Source organism: Thermodesulfobacteriota bacterium (assembly GCA_034189135.1).
Taxonomy (GTDB): Bacteria; Desulfobacterota; Desulfobacteria; order Desulfobacterales; family JAUWMJ01; genus JAUWMJ01.
Map to the genome: position 1 here is coordinate 19,531 of JAXHVO010000054.1, position 23,375 is coordinate 42,905.

Annotated in this window: 20 protein-coding genes; 6 read left to right on the plus strand and 14 right to left on the minus strand. The window is 44.1% G+C overall.

Going from position 1 to position 23,375, the window contains the following annotated elements:
• Nucleotides 1–3: 3 nt before the first annotated feature.
• Nucleotides 4–1,479, minus strand: a complete 1,476-nt coding sequence (locus SWH54_07550) for a hypothetical protein (protein ID MDY6791106.1) — start codon at nucleotides 1,477–1,479, stop codon at nucleotides 4–6.
• Nucleotides 1,480–1,756: 277 nt separating this feature from the next.
• Here SWH54_07550 and ygiD point away from each other — a divergent pair, with 277 nt between their 5' ends.
• The 4 genes from ygiD to SWH54_07570 all read left to right on the plus strand — a co-directional run bounded on the left by ygiD (nucleotide 1,757) and on the right by SWH54_07570 (nucleotide 5,410).
• Nucleotides 1,757–2,515, plus strand: coding sequence for a 4,5-DOPA dioxygenase extradiol (gene ygiD / locus SWH54_07555; protein MDY6791107.1), 759 nt, complete (start codon nucleotides 1,757–1,759; stop codon nucleotides 2,513–2,515).
• 60 nt (nucleotides 2,516–2,575) lie between these two features.
• Nucleotides 2,576–3,280 (plus strand): DUF1847 domain-containing protein, encoded by a 705-nt coding sequence (locus SWH54_07560; protein ID MDY6791108.1) that lies wholly within the window; start codon nucleotides 2,576–2,578, stop codon nucleotides 3,278–3,280.
• A 71-nt stretch (nucleotides 3,281–3,351) separates the two neighbouring features.
• Nucleotides 3,352–4,080 (plus strand): flavodoxin family protein, encoded by a 729-nt coding sequence (locus tag SWH54_07565; GenBank protein MDY6791109.1) that lies wholly within the window; start codon nucleotides 3,352–3,354, stop codon nucleotides 4,078–4,080.
• Between the two features lie 55 nt (nucleotides 4,081–4,135).
• The gene (locus tag SWH54_07570; protein ID MDY6791110.1) at nucleotides 4,136–5,410 is read left to right on the plus strand and encodes an OmpA family protein; all 1,275 of its coding nucleotides are present in this window, start codon (nucleotides 4,136–4,138) and stop codon (nucleotides 5,408–5,410) included.
• A 1,294-nt stretch (nucleotides 5,411–6,704) separates the two neighbouring features.
• On the opposite strand, the gene SWH54_07575 is transcribed toward SWH54_07570, so the two are convergent.
• Nucleotides 6,705–7,316 carry a DUF6125 family protein gene (locus SWH54_07575; GenBank protein ID MDY6791111.1) on the minus strand — a complete coding sequence of 204 codons (612 nt, stop codon included), beginning with the start codon at nucleotides 7,314–7,316 and terminating at the stop codon, nucleotides 6,705–6,707.
• 169 nt (nucleotides 7,317–7,485) lie between these two features.
• Between SWH54_07575 and SWH54_07580 the strand changes: the two genes are divergently transcribed.
• The gene (locus tag SWH54_07580; protein MDY6791112.1) at nucleotides 7,486–10,803 is read left to right on the plus strand and encodes a hypothetical protein; all 3,318 of its coding nucleotides are present in this window, start codon (nucleotides 7,486–7,488) and stop codon (nucleotides 10,801–10,803) included.
• 91 nt (nucleotides 10,804–10,894) lie between these two features.
• Here SWH54_07580 and guaB read toward each other — a convergent pair whose 3' ends face one another.
• Nucleotides 10,895–12,358, minus strand: coding sequence for an IMP dehydrogenase (guaB, locus tag SWH54_07585; protein ID MDY6791113.1), 1,464 nt, complete (start codon nucleotides 12,356–12,358; stop codon nucleotides 10,895–10,897).
• Nucleotides 12,359–12,563: 205 nt separating this feature from the next.
• On the opposite strand from guaB, the gene SWH54_07590 reads away from it, so the two are divergent.
• On the plus strand, nucleotides 12,564–13,172 hold the full coding sequence (locus SWH54_07590; protein MDY6791114.1) for an L-threonylcarbamoyladenylate synthase: 609 nt from the start codon (nucleotides 12,564–12,566) through the stop codon (nucleotides 13,170–13,172).
• Nucleotides 13,173–13,270: 98 nt separating this feature from the next.
• On the opposite strand, the gene sppA is transcribed toward SWH54_07590, so the two are convergent.
• The 11 genes from sppA to SWH54_07645 form a co-directional block, all read right to left on the minus strand.
• Nucleotides 13,271–14,176 carry a signal peptide peptidase SppA gene (gene sppA / locus SWH54_07595; protein ID MDY6791115.1) on the minus strand — a complete coding sequence of 302 codons (906 nt, stop codon included), beginning with the start codon at nucleotides 14,174–14,176 and terminating at the stop codon, nucleotides 13,271–13,273.
• Between the two features lie 210 nt (nucleotides 14,177–14,386).
• Nucleotides 14,387–16,267: a 30S ribosomal protein S1 gene (locus SWH54_07600; GenBank protein ID MDY6791116.1), complete on the minus strand. Its 1,881-nt coding sequence runs from the start codon at nucleotides 16,265–16,267 to the stop codon at nucleotides 14,387–14,389.
• A gap of 226 nt (nucleotides 16,268–16,493) precedes the next feature.
• Nucleotides 16,494–17,186: a (d)CMP kinase gene (gene cmk, locus SWH54_07605; protein ID MDY6791117.1), complete on the minus strand. Its 693-nt coding sequence runs from the start codon at nucleotides 17,184–17,186 to the stop codon at nucleotides 16,494–16,496.
• Nucleotides 17,187–18,275 (minus strand): histidinol-phosphate transaminase, encoded by a 1,089-nt coding sequence (hisC, locus tag SWH54_07610; protein MDY6791118.1) that lies wholly within the window; start codon nucleotides 18,273–18,275, stop codon nucleotides 17,187–17,189.
• Nucleotides 18,276–18,278: 3 nt separating this feature from the next.
• Nucleotides 18,279–18,815, minus strand: a complete 537-nt coding sequence (locus SWH54_07615; protein MDY6791119.1) for a 2-oxoacid:acceptor oxidoreductase family protein — start codon at nucleotides 18,813–18,815, stop codon at nucleotides 18,279–18,281.
• A 9-nt stretch (nucleotides 18,816–18,824) separates the two neighbouring features.
• Nucleotides 18,825–19,562, minus strand: a complete 738-nt coding sequence (locus SWH54_07620; GenBank protein MDY6791120.1) for a thiamine pyrophosphate-dependent enzyme — start codon at nucleotides 19,560–19,562, stop codon at nucleotides 18,825–18,827.
• A gap of 26 nt (nucleotides 19,563–19,588) precedes the next feature.
• A complete protein-coding gene (vorB, locus tag SWH54_07625; GenBank protein MDY6791121.1) occupies nucleotides 19,589–20,659 on the minus strand; it encodes a 3-methyl-2-oxobutanoate dehydrogenase subunit VorB in 1,071 nt (356 codons plus the stop codon).
• Nucleotides 20,652–20,906 carry a 4Fe-4S binding protein gene (locus SWH54_07630; protein ID MDY6791122.1) on the minus strand — a complete coding sequence of 85 codons (255 nt, stop codon included), beginning with the start codon at nucleotides 20,904–20,906 and terminating at the stop codon, nucleotides 20,652–20,654. The genes vorB and SWH54_07630 overlap by 8 nt, the downstream gene beginning before the upstream one ends.
• A 20-nt stretch (nucleotides 20,907–20,926) precedes the next feature.
• Entirely contained in the window at nucleotides 20,927–21,622 is a 696-nt protein-coding gene (locus SWH54_07635; protein ID MDY6791123.1) for a cobalamin biosynthesis protein CbiA, read from the minus strand.
• A gap of 370 nt (nucleotides 21,623–21,992) precedes the next feature.
• Complete coding sequence (locus tag SWH54_07640) at nucleotides 21,993–22,688, minus strand: hypothetical protein (protein ID MDY6791124.1); 696 nt, start codon at nucleotides 22,686–22,688, stop codon at nucleotides 21,993–21,995.
• 156 nt (nucleotides 22,689–22,844) lie between these two features.
• Nucleotides 22,845–23,234: a hypothetical protein gene (locus SWH54_07645; GenBank protein MDY6791125.1), complete on the minus strand. Its 390-nt coding sequence runs from the start codon at nucleotides 23,232–23,234 to the stop codon at nucleotides 22,845–22,847.
• Between the last annotated feature and the right edge of the window lie 141 nt (nucleotides 23,235–23,375).

The following is a 23,375-nucleotide window of genomic DNA, read 5'->3' on the forward strand; positions in this document are numbered from 1 at the left end:
CTTTTATGACAGGTTATTCTTCCAGCGCTTAAGGAGCTGATCCGCAGTCAACGGACCGAGGTCGTTTTTTTTAAAAAACTGAAAAATATCCAGCCGGTTACCCTGGGACCACCATTTTTTTAATATATCGCCCGCTTCTTTTTTCAGCATCCAGCCGGTTCCCAGGCTGTCGGAAAGAAAGCTTTCCATAATCGACTCTCCCATCCATCCGAGAAGATAATCGAGGCTGTAAAATTCAGCAACAAGATCAAAAAGGTGACTTTCAGGTTGATGGAAAAAGCCGGTATATCTTGACATTATCCTTGCGTAGGGTTCTCCATCTGAAAGATTTCCATTGGAAAACATGTTAAACTCTGAAATGAATTTGGCTGCATATCGCCTGAACACGGAAAGGTCCTTGAGCATCTTGTAGTAAACCAGCTGTTTGACCTCTCTGGTATCCATGCCCAGGTATTCTTGCAGAAAGGGACGGGACAAAGTCATATTCTGAAGAAGAAAAGCGTAACACTCCGACAGACTGTAAGACGTGGCCATTTCTCTGTCAATCATGGAAAGGTCAGGTGAAGTGAAAACCGCCGACAGTCCGTGTCCCAGTTCATGTGAAAGTGTTTCCATATCGACCCAGCCCCCTTCCGGCTGCATCAGGACATAAACCTCCTCAGGGACCTGTAGAGTAAAGCAAATGGCCTGGGAACTCTTCTTTGCTTCTCTTTCCAGTTCCAGGGTAAGACCCGGTGTTTTTTTAAGATCAATGCGCCATTTATAAAAAAAATCAATCAGTTTTTCCATGGCTTTTTCCGGAAAAATATGGTCAAACTGCACCAGGCTTAAAATATGAATGGCATCAAATCGGGTGAGTTTCTCAAGCGGCAAACCGAACTGCTCATGGCTCCAGCGTTCCATGGCGTTAAAATATAAATCGTCTGTTTGTAACAGAAAGTTCTTAAAGTAGTGGTAGAAATAAACATAGTCGATCCCTTTTTTCTTTTGACAGTAATGATGATAATCGGTAAATCCAAATTCCTCTTCAATAATATCGAACAGGATGTTCCAGTAGTTGAGTGCAAAGGGTTTTAAAAATCGACACAGGGGACCGGTTTCTTTTTGTAACATCTGTCTCGATTGATAGGTGCTCGACTTTTGACACCAGGGGATGATATCACGAAAATAGATCTTCTTTTCATTGACAATGGCCGCAGCGCCCTGCATCCATCCTCTCATTTCGGTTTCGTGGGGGAGAAGCGACCGCTGGAGGAAATGGTCAATGAGAGTATATTTGAGCCGTGTTCTGGCCGTTATATTTTTGAGTTTATCAATTCGTTCTAACGTATCGTGGCTGATAAACATTTCATAACCATCATAGATCTGATCCGGCCGGAAAGGAATCCTGGCGCCCTCCCATTGAGCAAGGGCCTCCACATTCCACCGGTAATTTAAATGATGGAGTATATTCTCTATTTCCAGTTGATCGCTTTCCATTTTTTTTCTGCTGGTTTTTATCTAAACTTTATATTTAAATATCAGCGTTGGCAGCCTTTTACAAGTTTTTATGTTTTTCCAGGACAGTCCTGAAATTATTCTCTGCTTTCTTGACAAAAACAGCCATGGCAGATATCTTTGGACCGTGAATGAAACCACTAAAAATTTAGCATGTCAGCGAAACTGAGGATTTGAATCGTCTGCAGGCAAAAATTAAAATGAGCGGCACCAGAATTGAAACTCCAAAACAACACATGATTTGCCAATGACCGAACGGATGCCTGCCCTGTTCGTCGGCCACGGCAGCCCGATGAACGCCATCGAAGACAATGAGTTCACCCGAATATGGGAAAACATCGGCAAATCCATTCCCAACCCCCGGGCGATCCTGTGTATTTCCGCTCACTGGGAAACCACCGGCACCCGAATCACCGCAATGCCCGACCCGGCCACCCTTTATGATTTTCAAGGTTTTCCCAAACCGCTTTACGAAAAACGATATCCGGCCCCGGGTGCCCCGGAACTTGCTCGCAGCATTACAGAAAGCATATCGGACGTGGTCGTTCACCTCGATTTCGGATGGGGGCTCGATCATGGAGCATGGGCCGTACTATGTCGGATGTTTCCACAGGCAAACATTCCCGTGTTGCAGCTGAGTCTCGATTTCGATCAACCACCCGCTTACCACTATCGGCTTGGACAGCAATTGACATACCTGCGCAACCGGGGTGTTCTGATCGTCGGTAGCGGTAACATGGTCCACAACCTGCGTACCATGGTCTGGGAGGACACCTCTTTTGACTGGGCGCTGGAATTCGATGCCAGATTGGCCGAGGCGATCCGATCCGGTGATCACCAGAGCATGATTTCTTACCAAAGCATGGGAGACCAGGCACACCTGGCCGTGCCGACCAACGAGCATTTTCTTCCGCTTTTGTATGTACTGGCGTTGCAGGAATCATCGGACACAGTTGGTTTCTTTTGTGATCGCGTGACCCTTGGATCGATCTCCATGCGATCGGTTCAGATCGATTAAACGGTGAAAAGGTAGTTATGGATAATATACAAATACCATCAATTAACAGCGGAGAAAAAAATGAAATATGAAAAAAAGAAGACTTCCCCTTCCTGTGCATCCTGTGAAGTGGAGATCCCCCAAAGAATCTGTTTTTCCGATAAAGGCAAAGGCCATACGGGGTGTCCCACCTTGACGCGAAACGAGCTTCTAACGCAAGCTAATAAGGAGTATGAAGCCGAGAAAATCAATCACTTTGCTTATAATGCGTCTTTGCAGGAAGCAGAGTGTTATGCCAACCGAGACCAACAGCCCTATATTATGCAACCGACCAAAACACGGATCGTTGAAACCTGTGAATTTGCGAAAAAAATGGGGTATCAACGCATCGGTCTGGCCTTTTGTATCGGTTTGACAATGGAAGCGAAAATTGTTGAGGAAATACTGACGGAATATGGGTTTGAAGTGGTCTCCGTCTGCTGTAAAGCCAGCAATAGCTCAAAAGAAATCATTGGCATTTCAGATGATGAAAAGATATTCAAGGGCACGGATGAAGCGATGTGCAACCCCATATTCCAGGCAAAGGCCCTGACCCATGAACAGGTTGATTTTAACATCCTGCTGGGATTGTGTGTGGGACACGATTCCTTATTTTTGCAATTTACCGATATCCCCACCACCGTACTGGCGGTAAAAGATCGGGTCACCGGCCATAACCCTCTGGCGGCTATTTATCATGCAAAATCATATTACCAGAAAATCAGGCACCCGGATATTAAATCCTGACTTGGGGTGTAAAAAATTACGCCAGGGATTTGGTATTTACCGTACATGAGTTTATCAAAGGAGTCGACGCGATGAAGATAACCGTTTTTTACGGAAGCATACATAAAACCAGAGGAAACACCTATGTGTTAATCGATGCGTTTGCAGAGGGGGCAAAGGAGGCAGGCGCAGTAGTCGATATCGTTTTCCTGGCGGAAAAGTCCATCAAGCCTTGCAGGGCCTGCCTGAAATGCTGGACCAAGACCCCCGGTAAATGCGTCATAGCGGACGATATGGCGCAACTTTTACCGCAGTTTATTCAATCGGATATTGTGGTCATGGCCACACCGGTTTATGTTCATAACGTGACGGGTATCATGAAGACCTTCCTTGACCGCATGATGCCGCTGATCGATCCGCGTCTGGTGAAAATGGACAACGGGTATACCGGGCATGTAAAAAAGCACCCTCACTATCCCAAATTCGGGTTGATTGCCACCGGCGCTTTCCCGGAACAAAAATGCTGTGAATTTGTCAGCAGTTACTTTCACCGCCTGGCCGTTGAACTTTATTCGGAAGTTATATTCGAAATTTGCCGGGGCGAGGCCATTTTGCTGAAAATGGGTGAAAACACGCCACTTGGCCCCCTGATCGACGAATATAAGGAAACCGTTAGAAAGGCCGGACGGGAAGTTGTAAAAAACATGAAAATCTCTGACGCAACAGCCGAAAAGCTCGACCAGCTTTTCATACCGGAAGATATGTATATCAAACAAGCCAATCAATACTGGGACAGCCGCATCGCCCACTACAAAAAATAAGGCCGTTTTTCAAGGAATGTCGATTCTTTTTATTTAACATAATAAGGAGGTAAATATGCGCAAACCGGCAATCGTTACAGCAACTTTGTTGTTTATCGTCTTTTCTTACGGTATCACCTGTGCCGCCAAACCTGATGTAACGGGTAGCAAAGACCATCCGATTGTTTCCAGAATCCCCAATTTTTATATCTCCAGCTATAAGGACGTTGAATATGATCAATTTGAATTCCCGCTGAAAAGCGGAAGAGAGAAGGTGTCCGGCCGCACTTATGTCATTACATACAAACAGCAAAAAGGTGCACCACCCATGTCGAAAGTCCAAAAGGTGAAAAATTATACCCATGCGATTAAAAAAATCGGTGGCGACGTTATTTTTGAAACAAAAAGCAGTGCCACAATGAAAGTAAAGGTGGATAAAAGTGAAATCTGGCTTTACATCTCAAATCCTTTTGGCGCAAGAGCTTATGCTTTACCCATCGTTGAAAAAGGACCGATGCGCCAGGACGTGGTGGCCCAAACTCTGACCGCGATGCCGTCTGCAAAAGAAGTGGTGATAAAAAAAACAAAAAAAGACAAACCCGGAAGCAAAGATCACCCCCTGATTACCAGAATCCCTCATTTCTATATTTCTTCCTACAAGGATATCGAATTTGGTGGTCATGATTTCCAGTTAAAAAAAGGCAAGCAGAAAGTAGAGGGTCGCAAATTCGATATCACCTACAGACAGCAGGAAGGGGCGCAGTTGATGTCGAATATTCAAAAAGTACGGAATTATACCAACGCGATTAAGAAAATCGGTGGCGAAGTTCTTTTTGAAAGCAAAGGCAGGGCGGTCATGAAAGTCATTGCCGATAACCGGGAAGTCTGGCTTCAGGTATCCAACCCCTTTGGTCAACGGGCATACGCCTTGACTATTGTTGAAAAACAATCGATGAAACAGCAAGTCACCGCCGATGCGGAAGCCATGCTGAAAGACATCAAGCAAACCGGACATGTGGCTGTGTATGGCATCCATTTTGATACCGGTAAATCGACCCTCAAACCATCTTCCGCGCCGGCCTTTAAGGAAATTACACGCCTGTTGAAATTGGATCCCAAGCTCAATATTTATGTGATCGGACACACGGACATGGTGGGAACCCTGAGCTCCAATATGCAGTTGGCCCAATCCCGGGCCAATGCCGTGGTAAAAGAGCTGGTCACCAAATATAAGATCAATAAAAAACGACTGACACCCAAAGGGGTGGGTCCGCTTTGTCCGGTGGCTTCAAATAAAAGCAAAGATGGAAAAGCAAAAAACCGGCGTGTCGAACTGGTTGAGAAAATATAGATTGAAATATGGAATAGATATCATACAAGTTAGTGGTATGATTCTGGGAGCCCCCGGCAATGCCGGGGGTTACCCGAAATGAACAAAAACAGACCGGCATCAATCATTTATGAAATTTACCCATCCAAACAAAATAATCACCCCTTCAAAACCCTGAAACAGCAATCCTGTTCCAAATAATCTCAGTACATATTTCCTTAAATACGACCAGGTAAAATATTCTATTTTCACCGCAGAGTCTCAAAGTAGCCAAAGAATTATTATTTGATATAATAACATGCAGTGGTAACAATACAAACAAATACTTAATCGAACTTGCGAATTATCGCAGTTATAATATTTCTCAAAAATTTACATACCCGACAGGGCACAACGAAGCATGAAACCTAAGGTCCGTCCGGGGAATCGCCTATTGGCCCGTTACCAGACATACCAATTTTATCTAAAAATGAACGTACGGCAGCTATTTCGCTTCAATTAGATTTGAGCCAGCCACAGGGGACAGAATCCCACGGCGGCGTTGATCGTCTCTGCCTGTATGGGTTTAACTGAGAAGATAGGGGGTGTGTAGGATACCAATCTCATTTGTTAAGTCTGGTAACGGGCCAATAGGCGAGTCCCCGGACGGACCGAGCTAAGATTGAAAAATGACTGTTTGTTTCTAATGAATGTTCCATCCTAAGCAATAATGAACACCACATTCTCCCTTCAACTAAAGCGGAAATGATCCAAATTTCATGTATTCCAGGCTCAACCATGTAAAAATATTCACAAAAATTGTGGCATTTATTTCGCAAAATCATGCTGTTAAGTAATTAATTTTTATTCTTATCTTTCTATCTACCTGTATTAATTAGGAATAGTAGAATATTCAATTCTTCGGCACGAATTGTGCTTAAAGAAGTATTACCGTTGTCATTTTAATAGATTTATAAATACTGAATATACAAAATTTAAACAGGAAATCAGCAAGTGGAAGAAATATTAATTTCACTGGGTTTGGCACTTTTCGTCGTTTTAATGCTTTTTGCATACTTTGGATTCGTGCTTGGTTTATAGCACAAAGAACATAAGTGTTTCGATTGAAAAACTCTAACCACTCTAATAAACTGAAGAATATGAAGTCGTCTTCTCGGATGTACGTGCATCTTTTCAAAGGGCTGGCGAAACTTAAATAGAAAGGCGGCACCGGGGAAAATAACGGCATTTTGGGAAGTACAATCTGTGCGCTGTAAGCGTTCACATCTGCTGCAGGTGAGTACTGATGGCAGTCTCTGAGAACGCCTGGCTAAACTTATTTGCAGGTGAAGCGCCATTGACAAAACATATCGTCCGGATGTGGATCAGGAGGTGCAAACAGGCACTCCACCTGTATCCGTCGATCGATGGCTTTGGCAAAACTTTCGAACTCACCTTTATGCATGTCCTTGCAGACAAACTCATCCAGTCCCCGTCGTAGGCGTGCTTCCTGGGTCGGACAGGAGGGCACGCTAATGATCACCTCGTCTTCTTTTTCATCGATATCGTACCCCACCAGGATACACCACGGGAAATACCTAAGCGCCCGGACAAATCCCTTTAAACCCCTTTCGTCAATGTGAAATCTTTGTAAAAGATCTTCGGCTGCCATGGCGGGAACACGGCCCCAGACCAGTTCATTAATGCGTTCCGCGGTGGGCTGATCGAACCGTTCCGCCACATTGATAAACCAGAAGGCATCCATGACCCTGTAATGGTGGAGAAGAAAATCGATATAAGATCGTAACTGTTCCGAATCCATATTTTCAAATATTTCAAGATTCACCATGTTCACTCCTCTTCCGGGTGGATAGGGGCATCCCCTGGTAAAATTTCCATGATCCACTATAGTGGGTGTAACATAGGTAATATATGCCAATTTTACCATATAAATCAACAATAGATACGATAGAAGCTTTTTATCATACAATCACCAAAGGTAGGGAACCAAACGATGTTTGGTTGATATGATGTGGGTAACCGTCTATAATTCCTTGACATTGTAATAAAAATACGATATTTTATACAATTATAACAAATGATCATAGGATTGAATAATGAACCAGCGCACGGATGACGATCTGCCCCGTGGCTCATTTTATGGCCTGGTGACAGATAAAATATCGGTAGATGCATTTAAACCTAAATTTGGGGATGCAAAAAACTTTGCGGTGTTTTCTTTTTTGGTCAAACAAAAGGATACCGCCACCAAGTTGAAGGGTTATATTTTGCAAAAAAACTTCGATTTATTTGACGTCGAAGTTTCACCGAATCCAGAACCGGACCCGCAAAAGGATGGGAAATATATACTTTTTATAGAGATGCTGAGAAACAAGGATATGTTTGCCACCATGGACAAGTTGCTTTTACATATCGATCATCTGGTATCAATAAAACAATGGCATTTCAAAACTTCTGCTGTTAAAGAGTATATGGATTGGAACAGAGACAATTTTTTAAAAGCCGTTTGTCAATCGCCGGATGAGTACTCCAACCAAACGCCAGTATCCAAAGACAACGATGAAATCGATCCCGCCACCCAAAATTCGAATGATGGAAATATTAATCACCGCCTTTTAGAAAAAATTATTCAAAGGCAAATGGCCAAATTGAACCAGTCGTACATCGAATCATTGAAAGAACACATTAAAGCCATCAATGAAAATAAACTGCAGCTGTCTCGACATATCGAAGACTTAAAAATTGACAGGGATCGCCTTTACAAACAGCTGGAGTTGAGTCACGATCGTGAGAAAATAGCTCTATTACGTGAACAGCAGGATTTTAAAAGAATAAAATCTCTCAAAAAGCAACTCGCACTCCTGACCGCTCCGGCTTCAAGAGAAATGGAAATTGTCATCCCGGATGAAACTGCATATGACACCGATACAAAACCTGTCGAAGGTTTAGAGTCCGCTGTAGAAGAAATTAAAGATGAAGAAGAAATATATACCGAAACCCGGGATGAATACCAAAAAGCCCCATTAGAGGAGGAGCCCCCCGATGAATCGCCGGTTTCAAATAAATCATCCGGCCCGAATGTCGTATCGGATCTTCCTGACAGAATTACCATTGAAGAATCGTCCGGTTTTGTCAGACAGATGTACTGTGATGACCCGAATAAAGATGAAAGTAAAACAAAGCCGTTAGAACATGAGGATCCTGTCACGTCTATAAATAATGAACCTGAAAACCCCGAAAAAGAAAAAATAGATACCACCCATAACGAAACGGAAAATCTGGCAGCCGAACCATCTACACCTGCGAAAAATGATGAAATCCTTGAATTTGAAACTCCGGTGGAGCTGCAAGACCTCAAGCATGTTGAATCGGATGATTCAGCCGCAGAATCGCGATCAGACGATATTATTGTACAGAGCCTCATAGAAAAATCGACGGCCAAGGTTGAAGATGAATCCCGCCTTGCGGACGATCTTGTTCCCAAATACATGGTTTTAGGCCGTAAAGCCTTGGAAAAAAATGACTATGACCGTGCCATTGAATATTTTTTAAAAGTTGTTGATATACTACCAACCGCCGGAACTGTTGTTTTGAATCTGGCAGATTTGTATTTTATTAAGCAAGAATTTGTGAATGCCAGGAAGTATGCCATCCAGGCTATGGAATTGGGTGAAGAATCTGCCACTTTGCTTTTAGAAAAAATTGATGCGGTGCTTGCAGAAGATGCAGGCCCTCCGTCTTCTATCGATAATAATATAGGAAAAATTTCTGAAAATCTGATCGCCCGGCAAGATGGTACCAATCAAGAAGAGGAAGAGTTAGAAGATACGGTATTTATTGAAATGTCTGCTTTAAACGAAGCAGCCGATTCAGCAGAAGAAAAAATACCAAATGCTATCAAAGATATTGTTTCCCAAGATGATGAAAAAATTGAGCCAAAAGACGACGCCAGAAAATACATGACCCTGGGAATTAAAGCCGCCGGAATGAAAGATTATCACCAGGCTATTGAACATTTCAGTAAGGCTGTTGAAATACTTCCCGACAGCGCATCCGGGTTTTTTAATCTAGCAGTTTTAAACTACAAGCTCAAGGAGTATGAAACCGCATATATGCATGCCGAAAAAGCGATCGAGTTGGGTTCGCCTTCCGCTGTCCAGATTCTGGAAAAAATAAAACCGTTAAGGGTGACTGAGGCAAAATCTCCTCAGGTTGACAGCGGAAAAGAAAGGGAAACCTTTTTTATCGAGTCTGCTGCTGCGACTCTGGAAGAGTTTATAAAAACAGAAAAGATCGAACAAACAGATACCGCTGTTGATTCATCCCATCGAGAAAAAGATGCGGTGGTGAACGATATCTTTAAACTCGGACTGGCTGCACTGGGTAAAAAAGAATTTTCCCAGGCGATCAGGCATTTCAATAAAGTCGTTGAGCTGTTGCCCAATGGAATTCCAAGCTATATTCATCTGACCAAAATACATTACAAACTGGGAAAATACCGCCAGGCCCGTAAATATGCTAAAAAGGCATTTGAATTAGGGGATTATACCTTAAAACCGATTTTAGCAAAAATCGATGCTAAATTGGCCAAACAACCTGCTCAACCCCCTTCTACAGGTCCCATAAAACTTAAGGAACAACAAACCCCGGCCGAAACTGCTAAGGACACCAAAGAGAAACCTGAGGTGCAGCAATCTCACCATGATGCAAAACCGGGCATAAATGCGGGGGGAAATTGGCCTGAACCGAAGCTTATGGGGGAAAAGCCGGATGTCGATATCATGCAACCGGTTGCTTTGGTCGCCGATTCAAGACAAAGTACAACACCAGCCGACTCAGAGCAGACTGTTTCAGAAGCATCAACTGATGAAAAAAAGAACAAACCGCCGCTACCGGAGGTCCCGATCGAAACCGGGGAAGTAAAGCTGGATCATATAACCAAAGCAAAGCCGGAATTACATAGCGAAAGTCTGACGGAAACTATCACCCAGGGCAAAACCGCCTTGAAGCAGAGTCAGAATTTAGCAAAACCCGCAGACACCACACAACCGGAAGCCAAAGATGAGTTCACATCCGAAACACCTTCTCAAGATATGTCCCTGCAAACAGAAAATCCTAAAGTTCCACGTGAATACGGTTCTATCGACGAGTATTTTGAAGCCGGTCTGGCGGCATCGGAAAGGAATGACTTCAACTTTGCGCTGGAATATTTCAATAAAGTTGCTCTGGCTTTACCAAAAGCACCGGCCAGTTTTCTCAACATGGCGGATATTCATTATCGAATGAAGAATTTTAAAACCGCTCGTAAGCATGCTGAAAGAGCACTTGATCTGGGAGCACATTCCGCCCATCGGATACTAAGCAAAATTGAAGATTCTCTGAAGGAAAAGAGCAGCCCTGCTCCCCTAAAATGATTCTGTATAAATGGTTTGGATGTATGATATGAACCGGTGAAAAGGTCTAAATTTGCCACCAGGCGCTGTGGGCCATAAACTATGAACTCCACTAATCCAAGCGGTAATTGGGAGCCTCTTTGGTAATAATTACATCATGGACATGGCTTTCACGCATCCCTGCCGCACTTATTTTGATAAACCTGGCCTTTTCCCTCAGCTCTTCCAGATTTCTGCATCCCACGTAACCCATTCCCGCTTTGAGCCCCCCGATAAGTTGATAAATATTATCGGAAAGAGTCCCCCGGTAAGGTACACGTCCGACAATACCTTCAGGAACCAGCTTTTGGTCTTCATCCTGTTCACTTTGATAATATCGGTCTTTGCTCCCCTTTTTCATGGCCTCAAGGGACCCCATGCCCCGGTACATCTTGTAACTTCGTCCCTGGAAAATGACGAGTTCACCCGGACTTTCCTCTGTTCCGGCAAAAAGGCCCCCGATCATTATGGCGTTGGCTCCTGCACCGATTGCCTTGGTAATATCACCGGAAAATTTGATCCCTCCGTCAGCGATAAGAGGCACACCGGTTTTTTTCGATATTGACTTGCAGTTCATTATGGCTGTCATCTGGGGAACGCCGATGCCCGCAATAATACGGGTGGTGCATATGGACCCGGGTCCGATCCCTATTTTCACTCCGTCTACTCCGGCATTAATAAGGTCCTCCGCCCCTTTTGCCGTACCGACATTGCCGGCGATCAGTTCAATATCTTTAAAATTACCTTTTAATATTTTTACCGCATTAATCACATTGGCTGTGTGTCCATGGGAAGTGTCTATCAGCAAAACATCGGCACCTCCCTTCAAAAGCGCATCGGCCCTCTCTTCCATGTCAGGTCCGACACCTATGGCCGCACCGGCCCTGAGTCTGCCCATGGTATCTTTACACGCATTGGGATATTTTTTTATCTTTTCAATATCCTTGATAGTGATCATACCCTTCAACGATCCCTTTTTATCAACCACAAGGAGCTTTTCAATTCTATGTTTATGCAAAAGCTTCTTCGATTCTTCCAGCCCGATCCCTTCTGAAACGGTAACCAGGTTTTCTCGGGTCATCACTTCAGACACCGGTTTGTCCAGATTCGTCTCGAATCTCAAGTCCCTGTTGGTCACAATACCCAGCAGTTTATCTCCCACGGTAACAGGTACTCCTGAAATACGATACTGCGCCATTAGCTTCAACACTTCCTTTACCGGCTGGTCAGGAGTGATTGTCACCGGATCGATTATCATACCGCTTTCAGATTTCTTAACCCTGCCCACCTCAACCACCTGACTTTCGATACTCATATTCCTGTGTATAAAACCCATACCCCCTTCACGTGCCATACTTATGGCGCTTCGCGCTTCGGTGACAGTGTCCATTGCAGCACTTACCAGTGGGATATTAAGTGAAATATTTTTAGTCAGCCGGGTACGGGTGTCAACGTCTTTGGGCAACACATCCGAATAGTTGGGAATCAATAAAACATCATCAAAGGAATAGGCTTCTTCGGGTGGTATTTTTGTCATGGATCTCCTCCGTTTAATAAAATAATCTATTCTCTGTGTTTTCGGTGAGCCTAGTGGTGAAAAAATGATTTTTTACCAGACCGTCATTTTTGAGCGAACCCAATAGCAAAATCCCGGGTTTTTAGCAATCCTTTATTTGATGACTTGACAATAAAGCGGCATACATAATAAATGATGATCTCTCTTTTTAACAAAACCCTTAACCATGCTGATCAAAATTAATAATATAAACCCGCAAATGCGACTCATCATCAAGGTGGTTGATGTCCTTAAAAAGGGTGGAATCGTCGCCTATCCAACCGATACCTTCTATGGAATAGGCTGCGATATTATGAACAAAAAAGCAATTGAAAAAATTTACCAGCTAAAACAACGCAATAAAAACAAACCGTTTAGTTTTATCTGTTCCGGGCTTAAAAACATCAGCCATTATGCAAAAGTTTCAAACTACGCTTATAAAACCATGAAACGACTCCTGCCCGGGCCTTACACCTTCGTTTTGGAAGGCTCAAAACTGGTCCCCAAGATCATGCTGACCAAGCGAAAAACCGCCGGAATACGAGTTCCGGATAATACCATTTGCCAGGCCCTGGTGGAAGAACTGGGAAATCCGATTATTACCACAAGTGCCACCATGCCTGATGGCACCCTGTTTCACCATCCTTCCTTTATCCTCGATTATTTTTCGTCTAGAATAGACTTTGTCATTGATGGTGGTCCTGTGTCAGGGCAACCATCAAGTGTTATTTCTCTGATAAACGATTACCCCGAAGTCATACGAAAAGGGCTGGGAGATGTGAGCATATTTGAATAATGCGATCGATTGATCGTTGCAGTCGGAAAAAAATCCTTCTTTCTCCGCAACGCGTAATCCGTAACCCGAAACAGTCCCGTTACCAACCAGCAACCGACTTACGGACGGTATAAGTAACCGGCGTATAGTTCAGTATTCACACACCGATCTGCAATCTCTTTGGCGGATGATTCTATCAGATATTTAACCAGGGATGTTTTTTTCTCAGGGGCATAAACATATGATACTTTCCCCTTTATTCCGGCCATTCTGCCGGCCCATTCAACTGCATCTTCCAGGTTTCCAAGACGATCCACCAGATGCATTGCTTTGGCCTGCTCTCCGGAAAAGATGCGCCCGTCGGCAATAGATTCCACTTTTGACAGTTCCATCTTTCTTCCCTTGGATATTGCCTCGATAAACTGCCGGTGAATATTGACCGACAAATCCTGAAGAATTTTTCTTTCATCGTCAGTCATATCTCTAACCGGGGATCCCATGTCCTTATATTCAACACTTTTGACCACCACCGGGACCAATCCGATTTTACGAAACAGCTGCTGAAAATTGGTAAAACCCATAATGACACCGATACTGCCGGTTATGGTGCCCGGGTTGGCAACGATTCCGTCCGCTCCCGCGGCAATATAATATCCTCCTGAAGCGGCCACCGCACCCATTGAAGCAACCACTTTTTTTAATTTAACGGTTTTTCTGATCTCTCTGAAAATCTCCTGCGAAGGACCTACACCTCCACCTGGAGAATCTATCCGGAGTACAATTGCTCTGATTGATTTATCTTCACGGAAACGTTTAAGGTGATGAATGACATCCTTGGAATCGGAAATCACCCCTTTTATTTCGATAATACCGACTTTTTCACCCCCTGTCTTAAGATCATCATAACCGGAGTTTCTGGTGCCAACCACAACCAAAATGGAGATGACCACAACTGCGATGGCAGCTGCAGATATGGATGAAAAAACCAAAATGAAAAAAAGGTAGGGGTGTCTGCGGGAAAACATGATTTAATATTTTTATTTAAGTAAACATTGGGGAATGGCCTAATTTTGTATCAAATACAATCGTTCCCGGCTGCGGGTTGCGTGTTACCAGTTGCGGGTCCTTTATACCCCGCACCTGGTAACACGTAACCCGAAACATTGGTGTGAGAGCAAAACGGTTAAACCTTAAAGAGGTCATTGTTGGCTAAATATAAATGTCACATTGCAGGATCACTCATCATTTAGCTTTTCCTGGAGATTCTCACGAAGGATTTCTCCAAAAGATGAAGTGGCGGGTCTCATTGTATTTACATATTCACTCAAAAGATTCTGTTCATCTTCAATCTCAAGCCGTTTGATTGATAGACCAATCCGTCTTTCCTCGGTATTGATGTTCATCACTTTGGCTGTAATCACATCGCCGATGTTATATTTGCCCACCGGGGTCTTGATTTTTTCCTTGCTGATTTCAGACACATGAACAAGCCCCTCTATGCCCTCTTCCAACTCTACGAACACCCCGAAATCAGTAAGATTTGTGACCGTACCGGTAATCTCTTTCCCGACTTCATAGCGCTGTGGGACAGTCTGCCACGGATCCGGCTGCAAATGTTTAATGCCGAGAGAGAACCTTTTGTTTTCCTTTTCAATATCCAGAACAATGGCCTGAATCACTTCCCCTTTTTTATATATTTCAGACGGATGTTTGATCCTTTTGGTCCATGAAATATCTGAAATGTGGACAAGGCCGTCAATCCCCTCATCTATGCCGATAAAAAGACCGAAATCAGTAATGTTTTTAATTTTACCTTCAATAGTGGTTCCAACGGGGTATTTTTCACTGATTACATCCCACGGATTGGGAACAACCTGCTTCATACCCAAAGATATACGCCTGTTTTCAGGTTTGATATCGAGTACCACCGCTTCAACTTCATCACCCACGGAAACAATCTTGGATGGATGGCGTATTTTTCGAGTCCATGACATTTCCGAAACATGAATCAACCCCTCGATACCCTCTTCCAGTTCAATAAAAGCCCCATAATCGGTCAGGCTGACAACTTTACCGGTTAAGCGCTCTCCCAAAGGATACTTTTCAACCGCCACTGACCAGGGATCCTCGGTGAGTTGTTTCATTCCAAGTGAAACCCTTTCCTTTTCGATATCCAGGTTAAGAATTTTGACGGTGATCTCATCACCAATGGAAAAGAGTTCTGAGGGATGTTTAACGCGTCCCCATGAAATATCGGTAATATGAAGCAGTCCGTCTATACCACCAAGATCAATAAAAACACCATACTCCGTGATATTTTTTACCACACCCTTGACGACTTTCCCCTCATGAATGGAAGATAGGGTTTCTACTCTTCTGGATTCACGCTGATGTTCGAGTATCGCCCTTCTTGAGAGCACGATATTGCTCCGTTTTCTATTATATTTTAGAATCTTGAAAGTATACTTATTTCCTACCAACTCATCTAGATTTCGTACCGGACGCAAATCCGCCTGTGAACCAGGCAAAAATGCCTGGACACCTATATCTACGGAAAAACCACCTCTGACGCGATTTAAAATAACGCCTTCGACAGTTCCTTCTTCATCGTAAAGTTTTTTAATATCTTCCCATACCTTGATATTTTCGGCTTTTTCTTTGGAAAGAACAACCCGCTCTTCTTCTTCGTCCCACCATTCAACCATTACTTCTGTGCTGTCACCCACTTGGACGTTGATATTTCCCTCTTCGTCTTTAAATTCAGCAATCCGTATCTGTCCTTCTGATTTGTATCCAATATCTACCAAAACATATTCGTTGTCGATTGAAATGATCTTGCCTGTCACCACTTCACCTTCAGTAAAGCGTTTAAAGCTTTCCTCATACAAATCCATCATGCTTTCCATACTTTCATCAGGTTCGGAAACATCGTCAGCTGACGGTTCATCTTCCGGCGCATCACCTTTTAATTCTTCACCCTTCTGATTATCCCCTGCACCCAGCTTAACTATTGCTTCCGGCATAACTTCATCATCCGGCTGGCTCACATCTGAATTCTCCTGTTCATCATCCTGGTTTAATTGTTTGTTTTCTTCGTTTTTACCTAAATCGTTCATATTAAAAAAAATCCCCCTTGCCTTTGTTTTTGGCTATTTTATCAGATAGCATAACTTAATATAACTATCAGACTGATTTTAAAAAAACAACCATTAATTTGATTTTTGTAACCAGAGTGAACAAAGCAGCTTTTAAATCGACCATCAGCAAAATTTAATTTCAATTTTTGATTGGGTTTTTTTGCTCCAGGCCCTCAAGTTACCAAGTGCCTGGTCTCCCAGCTTTCTATTCTCTCAGCCTCCCGGCCTCTATATAAGACAGCATCAATTCAACAACTTCGCCGGCGGAAATATCGGTAGAATCTATAATTTTAGCATCCTCAGCCGGCTTCAGGGGCGCAAGATTCCTGTTGCTGTCATTTTCATCCCTTTGCATCATGTCTCTTTCAACCTCTTCCAATGATTGAGAGGGGTTCGGTTCCATTTCCCTGTAGCGTCTTAAAGCCCTGGTCTGATGGGATGCATCCAGAAAAAATTTTATATCGGCATCAGGAAAGACAACCGTTCCCATATCTCTGCCTTCGAAAACAACCCCTTTTTCTCTGCCCATATGCCTTTGAAGAGCCAAAAGAAACTTTCTTACAACCGGTCTTGCGGAAACCGCAGAGGCAAACATGGTAATTTCAGGGGTCCGAATTAAATCGGTAATATCCGAATCATTGGATATAAGTCGCAACTCTTTATTGACATGTACAAATCTGAGTTTTAGCTCGGCGCATATGCTTTCAAGACCCATGTCATCATCATTACTTAAGCCTTTGGATAACGCTTCATAGGCCACCCCCCGGTAAAGGGCCCCTGTGTCAATATATTTATATCCCAAGCGATCCGCCAAAGACCGGCTAACCGTGGTTTTACCCGCCCCTGCCGGGCCGTCTATGGTGATAACAAGTCGTTTTGAAATTCGAGCTGTATTCATCTATGTCAGCACCTTATCCAGTGCCTTGATAAACCTTTTATTCTCATCACGAAGTCCGACATTGACACGAATATACTCAGGATACCCATAGGATGTCATGGAACGCACAATCACGCCGTGGCTCAACATTTTTTTAAAAACTTCGTCGGCATTTCTGGCAACATCGATAAGAAAAAAATTTGCCTGGGTTGGATAGAATTTCACTCCCAAACCGTTCAAAGCGTCATACAGGAAATCAAGACCTTCATGAATTATCTTTTTCGTCTTCCGGAAAAATTTTTCATCGTTCAGCGCGGCAATTGCTCCGGCCTGGGCGAGGGAGTTGGTATTAAACGGAAGCCTGATTCTGTTAACAATGCCTGATATCTCTTCAGACATGATCCCGTACCCTATTCTAAGCCCGGCCAGACCGTAAGCTTTGGAAAAGGTTCGAAGTACCACCAGCGGCTTTTTAGAATCGATATAGTCAATACCGCTCGCGCAGTTTCTGTCCCTGACAAATTCGATATAGGCTTCGTCTACCACCACAACGATTTCAGCTGGAAGACTATCAAGAAATTTTTCAAATTGATTCTTCGAAATAATGGTTCCGGTGGGATTGTTGGGATTGCATATAAAAACCATCTTCGATTTTGCTGTCAATCTTTTTTTAATCTCTTCAAGATCAATGGAAAGTGACTTAAGGGGAACATTTACACAGGTTGCACCTGCAGCGCGAACCATTATATCATAAATCAAAAATGAAGGTTGTGGCAAAAGTACTTCATCCCCGGGCTTTAGCAATGTGTGGGCCAGCATACCGATGATTTCATCGGAACCGTTTCCTAAAACGATATTCCCGGGAGACAGTTTCAGTTTTTCGGCAATCCTGTTGACCAGATAATATCCGCTCCCGTCAGGGTAACGGTTTAATTTTTCCAGTGCAGCTTGAATGGCCTCTACGGCCATGGGGGAAGGTCCCAAAGGGTTTTCATTGGAGGCAAGTTTTATCGATTTTTTTATACCATACTCCCTTTCAAGCTCCTCAAGCGGCTTTCCCGGAACATACGGTTTGATCGATAAAACATAATCTGGAATGGATAATTTCATGTTTTATCGCTTGGCGGCTTTTTCCCCGGCGGTCACCGCCTCCATATTGAGGGGAATCAGTTTTGCTTTTTTGGAAAATTCCTTTCTGACGCATTCGCGCAAAACATCAAAATCAACCACTTTGCTCCGGGCAACAAACGCAGACAGTGCCACAATATTTAACGACCTGACATTCCCCAGCTCCTTGGCAATATCATTGGCCGGTACATTGAGCTCATCCACATCCTGCCGACCGGAATTGATGGATATTAACGAGGAGTTAATCATAATCACCCCGCCCGGTTTCACCATGGGGGCAAATTTCTCCAGCGAAGGTCGATTCATGGCCACCAGATGCAAAGGATTCCTGATAATCGGAGAGCCGATGGGCCTGTCGCTGATCACCACCGTACAGTAAGCGGTACCGCCCCGCATCTCGGGCCCGTAAGAAGGAACCCAGGCCACCTCTTTGCCTTCTTCCATGCCTGCATAGGCAAGGATCTTTGCACTTAACAATATCCCCTGACCGCCAAAACCGGCGAACATCACTTCACTTTGCATTCTGGCCTCCTACTCCGGTAATTTAAATTCACCCAGTTCATAATAGGGGAGCATCTTCTCTTCCGCCCACTTAATCGCCTCCACCGGAGTCAGACCCCAGTTGGTGGGGCAGGTGCTCACCACTTCAATAAAGCTGAAACATCGGCCTTCCAGTTGATAACTAAATCCCTTCTTGATGGCCTTTTTGGCCCGGTTGATATATTTCGGCTTCAGCACGGTTTGCCGCGTTATGTATCCCGGCGTCTTTAAGGATGCCAGCAGTTCCGCCATCCTCACCGGCATACCCACTTCTTCCACATCCCGACCAAAAGGAGAGGTGGTGGTGCGCTGCCCCGGCATAGTGGTGGGAGCCATCTGGCCGCCGGTCATACCGTATACCGCATTATTTACAAAAATCACGGTGAATTTTTCACCCCGGTTGGCCGCATGAACAATTTCTCCCATTCCGATACTGGCCAGATCCCCGTCCCCCTGGTAGGTAAAAACCATCAAATCCGGACGAACCCGCTTTATTCCGGTGGCCATTGCCGGTGCACGGCCGTGGGCGGCCTCCTGAAAGTCAAAGGTAAAATAATTATACGCCAGCACCGCGCATCCCACTGGAGCGACACCCACCGTACGGCCCCGGATACCCAGTTCGTCAATCACTTCAGCCACCAGACGGTGGATCACCCCATGGGTGCACCCCGGACAGTAATGCATCACCTGATCGGAAAGGGCTTCCGGTTTTTTAAATGTCTTTCCCATTATATTGCTCTCCTGATTATTATGAGTTATGTATTTAATCCTGTGACCGCTTCGATGACCTCTTCAGGGGTGGGAATGTCCCCCCCGCATTTTCCATACCATGACACAGGCACTTTCCCCTGAACAGACATACGAACGTCTTCCACCATCTGGCCCATGCTCATTTCAACGCTGATCACCGCCTTGCATCCGCCCTGTTGCGCCGCTTCCCTGACTGCCGTTTCCGGAAAGGGGAACAGCGTCTGCGGCCGGATCATGCCGATTTCGATCCCGTCTTCTTTTAATTGATCGATGGCGGTTTTACAGACCCTGCTCATGGTGCCGTAGCTGACAATCAACACCCTGTAGTCCGAGTCGGTATTATACTCTTCGTACCTGATCTCTTCTTTTTTCATCCGTTCATATTTGGCTCTGAGGATCAGGTTGTTCCGGTTCAGCTCTTCCGGATCCAAAAACAAAGATTTAACCAGGTTACGCTGATTACTCTTGCGAGTATCCATGCCGTTGGTGGCCCACTCATCTTTATTGGTCGGCTCAACCTTGAGGTGATCCACGAATTCAACCGGTTCCATCATCTGGCCGATTAAACCATCCCCTAAAATGATCACCGGGTTACGGTACTTTTCCGCTAGGGGGAATGCCATCATCACCATTTCAACCGCTTCCTGAACACTGGCAGGCGCCATTACCAGTAACCGGCAGTCCCCATGTCCGATCCCACGGGTTGCCTGAAGGTAATCGGCCTGCGACGGAAGGATGCCCCCCAGTCCCGGACCGCCACGCATGATATTTACAAAAACCGCCGGACACTGAGCAGCCGCTATATAGCTGATCCCCTCACTCATCAAGCTTATCCCCGGGCTCGATGACGTGGTAAATATCCGTTCCCCCGCTGCAGCCGCACCAAAAATCATATAGGAAACCGCCACTTCACTTTCACCCTGCAAAAAGTGTCCCCCCACTTCCGGCATGCGCCGGGAAAGATATTCGGCCACCTCGGATTGGGGTGTAATGGGATAGGCAAAGTAGTTCAGACATCCAGCCCGAATGGCCGCCTCTCCGATCGCTTCGTTTCCCTTCATTAATACTTTACTCATTTTTTCCCTCCATTTTTCCCGCGTCTGCCGCAGCTTCAACCACCTCGGTGATGGTAATCGCCATATCCGGACACATGGTACAACACATGGCACAATAAATACAATCTTCCGGCCTCGCTTGATACGCGGGAAAATAACCCTTGGTGTTCACCTGTTCCGAAACTTCCAAAACCTTCTTGGGACATACGGTCACGCATAAACCGCAACCTTTGCATCTCTCACTGTCTATATGATGTCTATAGGCCATAGAAAATTGCTCCTTTCTAGTCAGCTTAATTCGGCCGCCTTCTTCCAGGGCGGCACCAGTTGTCTTTCTATCTGCAAAACAGGACAGGAAAAACGGTTTACATCGATCTCAGTCATCAGTTCTGATGGAACAGTAATAAATTTTAAAGCCAGACCACTTTCACGAGATAAAAGCTTAACAAACTCGTATCCGGTATATATATCTTCAGGTCCTGTTTCGTCAATTAAATTTGAATTGCCCACCAAACCGCTTATAGTCATTTTTGAAGCAGCTTCGATTTCGCTGCGCATTTTCAGGCAGCCTTTCACTGTATTGGTAAAGGGCCGCAGGGGATTTACCACCTGAAGCATTTGAAAATTGCTTCCATTAAATGCGTGGGCGAGGGCTGCCAGCACAGTGGCCCCCGCATCATCTCCGCCGGCATCAATAAGAGTCAGCTCAACCGGATTTTTAATCAACCCGGCAATAACGGGGCTCAGTATAGGAAGATCCGCCTGAAGGTATTCTTCCGCAGGCAACGCCATACCAATTCCCAGCTTGGAAAGCTGGCTTCGTGCTTCACGGGTCCTGAAATAGGGGTTTACCAGGTCAAGGTCTGCAATCTTAACATCCATCCCTGCCCTTTTTTGGTGAACTGCCAGATTGATGGAAACTTCTGTCTTTCCGCTTCCATAGTTTCCGACAATCACTACAATTCCTTGAAGATCAATTTCCACAAATCTGTCCCGCTTAAAATAAAAATGGCAAAATATCACACCTTAACCAATGGATCAATAAGCATAAACAAAACCATTTATTTTCTCTAAAATCTTTTGTCAAGCTTTTCACTCAAATTTCTCAGCTGAACTTTAAACTGCACCATATTTTTTAAAAAAAATGCCATTTTCCACGTAGGTCACCCGAAATCAAAATTTCGCCACTCCAAACGACATGGTCGGTTACACGATAATAGTTAAAAATGAGGGTGTTCTCCTTGATCTCTATCAAGGTCAGAGTGTTCACGATCAAACTCACTGCCATTGTTCATGATGGCCTCCCGATAAGTCCTCATAGTATACGGTGAATAAAGGTAATTTAAAAATACAATCAAACACACAGATCTAAATCGAACCTAACCAGCTTGAATTTTTTTTTAGTATCTTCCGCTATATTGGCTCCAATTCGAGCCATAAACAGGTTTTCCGGTCGCATCATGACGTTAGCCTCATTGGTGCGGAAGGTCTTAAATCCCTGTTGAGAAAATATACCGACCAGCATGTCCCGATAGTCCATAGCAGACATCCCTGCCAAGTCCCACGTCCATGAGTATCCCACCATGTAAAAAATTCTCTCGTCTTTTAAGGGGTGATCCACGAGTAATTGGATGATTTTTTTAGATATGCCGAGGGATCGCCATGGTCTGCCGATCTCAATGACCGAAACCTCCATCATGATCCAATCCCCCAATCGTTTCCAGCGTTCCCCGGAAGGAGGGTATTCTAAAATGCCAAACCCGACAATTATCCCATCCGGGGTAAAAGCCAAAGTCACATTTGTATCCGGCTGTGAGGCTGCCTGTATCAGGGTTTGTTTCTTGGAAACAATGGACCGGTATCCGGCATACTTGGTATAGGCCTCTATAAACGATAGTGATTCAATGTCACCCGGACTGTTGAAGGAGCTTATGATAACCTTTCCCCGTTGGGTAGGCCATTCAATCTGTTTTTGTTTTTTATTGCCATACATTCCGTTTATGGGAACTTCCTCCATTCTTGGTGAAAATGCTTTCGCATAATCTGCCAACCATGGACGATCCTGTCATTCCAGGGCATCGAAGCAAAATAAAATATAATCGTTAAATTAAGAAATGTATAGGGAAAAATAAACCTTGTCCCTTTTTCCTGAAGTGCGGATCGATAAAGAAATAACTTGGAAAAGATAAAAAAAGGAAGGGTTATCTTAGGAGTTCAGCCAGTCTTCGGCCTCTTCTATGGTGTTAAAATACTTTATATTTCGTTCTGTAAAAATATTAGCAATATTTCTATAAAAATCTGTCACAGTTTTTTGCATTAAGCAATCTTTTTCGATTACTGCTGCTGACTTTCCGGGTGGAGCAAAATCTCGCACCATACTGGCGCTTCTGAATATTTTGGAAAACTCAAAAGAATCGGAAAAACGAGCTTCTTTAAAAAGCCACAAAATATTTCGCTTGCCCTTACTCCATTTTGCATCTAATGAAATGGAAAAAAAAGTATTGCTAATTTTTTTAGCGTTAATATCCCCGGTTAAACTAATATAAGATAGGTCTTTGGTCTCATCATATTCTATCGGATATACTTCTTTTGGCATGATCTAATTTTATAACAAAAATCATTAGTGTCCGGTTAAGAATCGAATAAATTCAGCTGGATATGGCCACTAGTAATTTTATTTTTGTAATCAATTGGCGTAATGGCCTGTGAAATAAGCCTTTGTTCAAAAACAGTTATA

What these genes read in the sequence shown, in the direction of transcription:
- SWH54_07615 (MDY6791119.1), bottom strand. Translation starts at nt 18,815, where the DNA reads ATGCAAAGTGAAGTGATGTTCGCCGGTTTTGGCGGTCAGGGGATATTG.
- SWH54_07620 (MDY6791120.1), bottom strand. Translation starts at nt 19,562, where the DNA reads ATGGGAAAGACATTTAAAAAACCGGAAGCCCTTTCCGATCAGGTGATG.
- guaB (MDY6791113.1), bottom strand. Translation starts at nt 12,358, where the DNA reads ATGACAAAAATACCACCCGAAGAAGCCTATTCCTTTGATGATGTTTTA.
- SWH54_07600 (MDY6791116.1), bottom strand. Translation starts at nt 16,267, where the DNA reads ATGAACGATTTAGGTAAAAACGAAGAAAACAAACAATTAAACCAGGAT.
- SWH54_07645 (MDY6791125.1), bottom strand. Translation starts at nt 23,234, where the DNA reads ATGCCAAAAGAAGTATATCCGATAGAATATGATGAGACCAAAGACCTA.
- SWH54_07575 (MDY6791111.1), bottom strand. Translation starts at nt 7,316, where the DNA reads ATGGTAAAATTGGCATATATTACCTATGTTACACCCACTATAGTGGAT.
- hisC (MDY6791118.1), bottom strand. Translation starts at nt 18,275, where the DNA reads ATGAAATTATCCATTCCAGATTATGTTTTATCGATCAAACCGTATGTT.
- SWH54_07590 (MDY6791114.1), top strand. Translation starts at nt 12,564, where the DNA reads ATGCTGATCAAAATTAATAATATAAACCCGCAAATGCGACTCATCATC.
- SWH54_07550 (MDY6791106.1), bottom strand. Translation starts at nt 1,479, where the DNA reads ATGGAAAGCGATCAACTGGAAATAGAGAATATACTCCATCATTTAAAT.
- cmk (MDY6791117.1), bottom strand. Translation starts at nt 17,186, where the DNA reads ATGAATACAGCTCGAATTTCAAAACGACTTGTTATCACCATAGACGGC.
- ygiD (MDY6791107.1), top strand. Translation starts at nt 1,757, where the DNA reads ATGCCTGCCCTGTTCGTCGGCCACGGCAGCCCGATGAACGCCATCGAA.
- vorB (MDY6791121.1), bottom strand. Translation starts at nt 20,659, where the DNA reads ATGAGTAAAGTATTAATGAAGGGAAACGAAGCGATCGGAGAGGCGGCC.
- SWH54_07560 (MDY6791108.1), top strand. Translation starts at nt 2,576, where the DNA reads ATGAAATATGAAAAAAAGAAGACTTCCCCTTCCTGTGCATCCTGTGAA.
- SWH54_07570 (MDY6791110.1), top strand. Translation starts at nt 4,136, where the DNA reads ATGCGCAAACCGGCAATCGTTACAGCAACTTTGTTGTTTATCGTCTTT.
- SWH54_07580 (MDY6791112.1), top strand. Translation starts at nt 7,486, where the DNA reads ATGAACCAGCGCACGGATGACGATCTGCCCCGTGGCTCATTTTATGGC.
- sppA (MDY6791115.1), bottom strand. Translation starts at nt 14,176, where the DNA reads ATGTTTTCCCGCAGACACCCCTACCTTTTTTTCATTTTGGTTTTTTCA.
- SWH54_07630 (MDY6791122.1), bottom strand. Translation starts at nt 20,906, where the DNA reads ATGGCCTATAGACATCATATAGACAGTGAGAGATGCAAAGGTTGCGGT.
- SWH54_07565 (MDY6791109.1), top strand. Translation starts at nt 3,352, where the DNA reads ATGAAGATAACCGTTTTTTACGGAAGCATACATAAAACCAGAGGAAAC.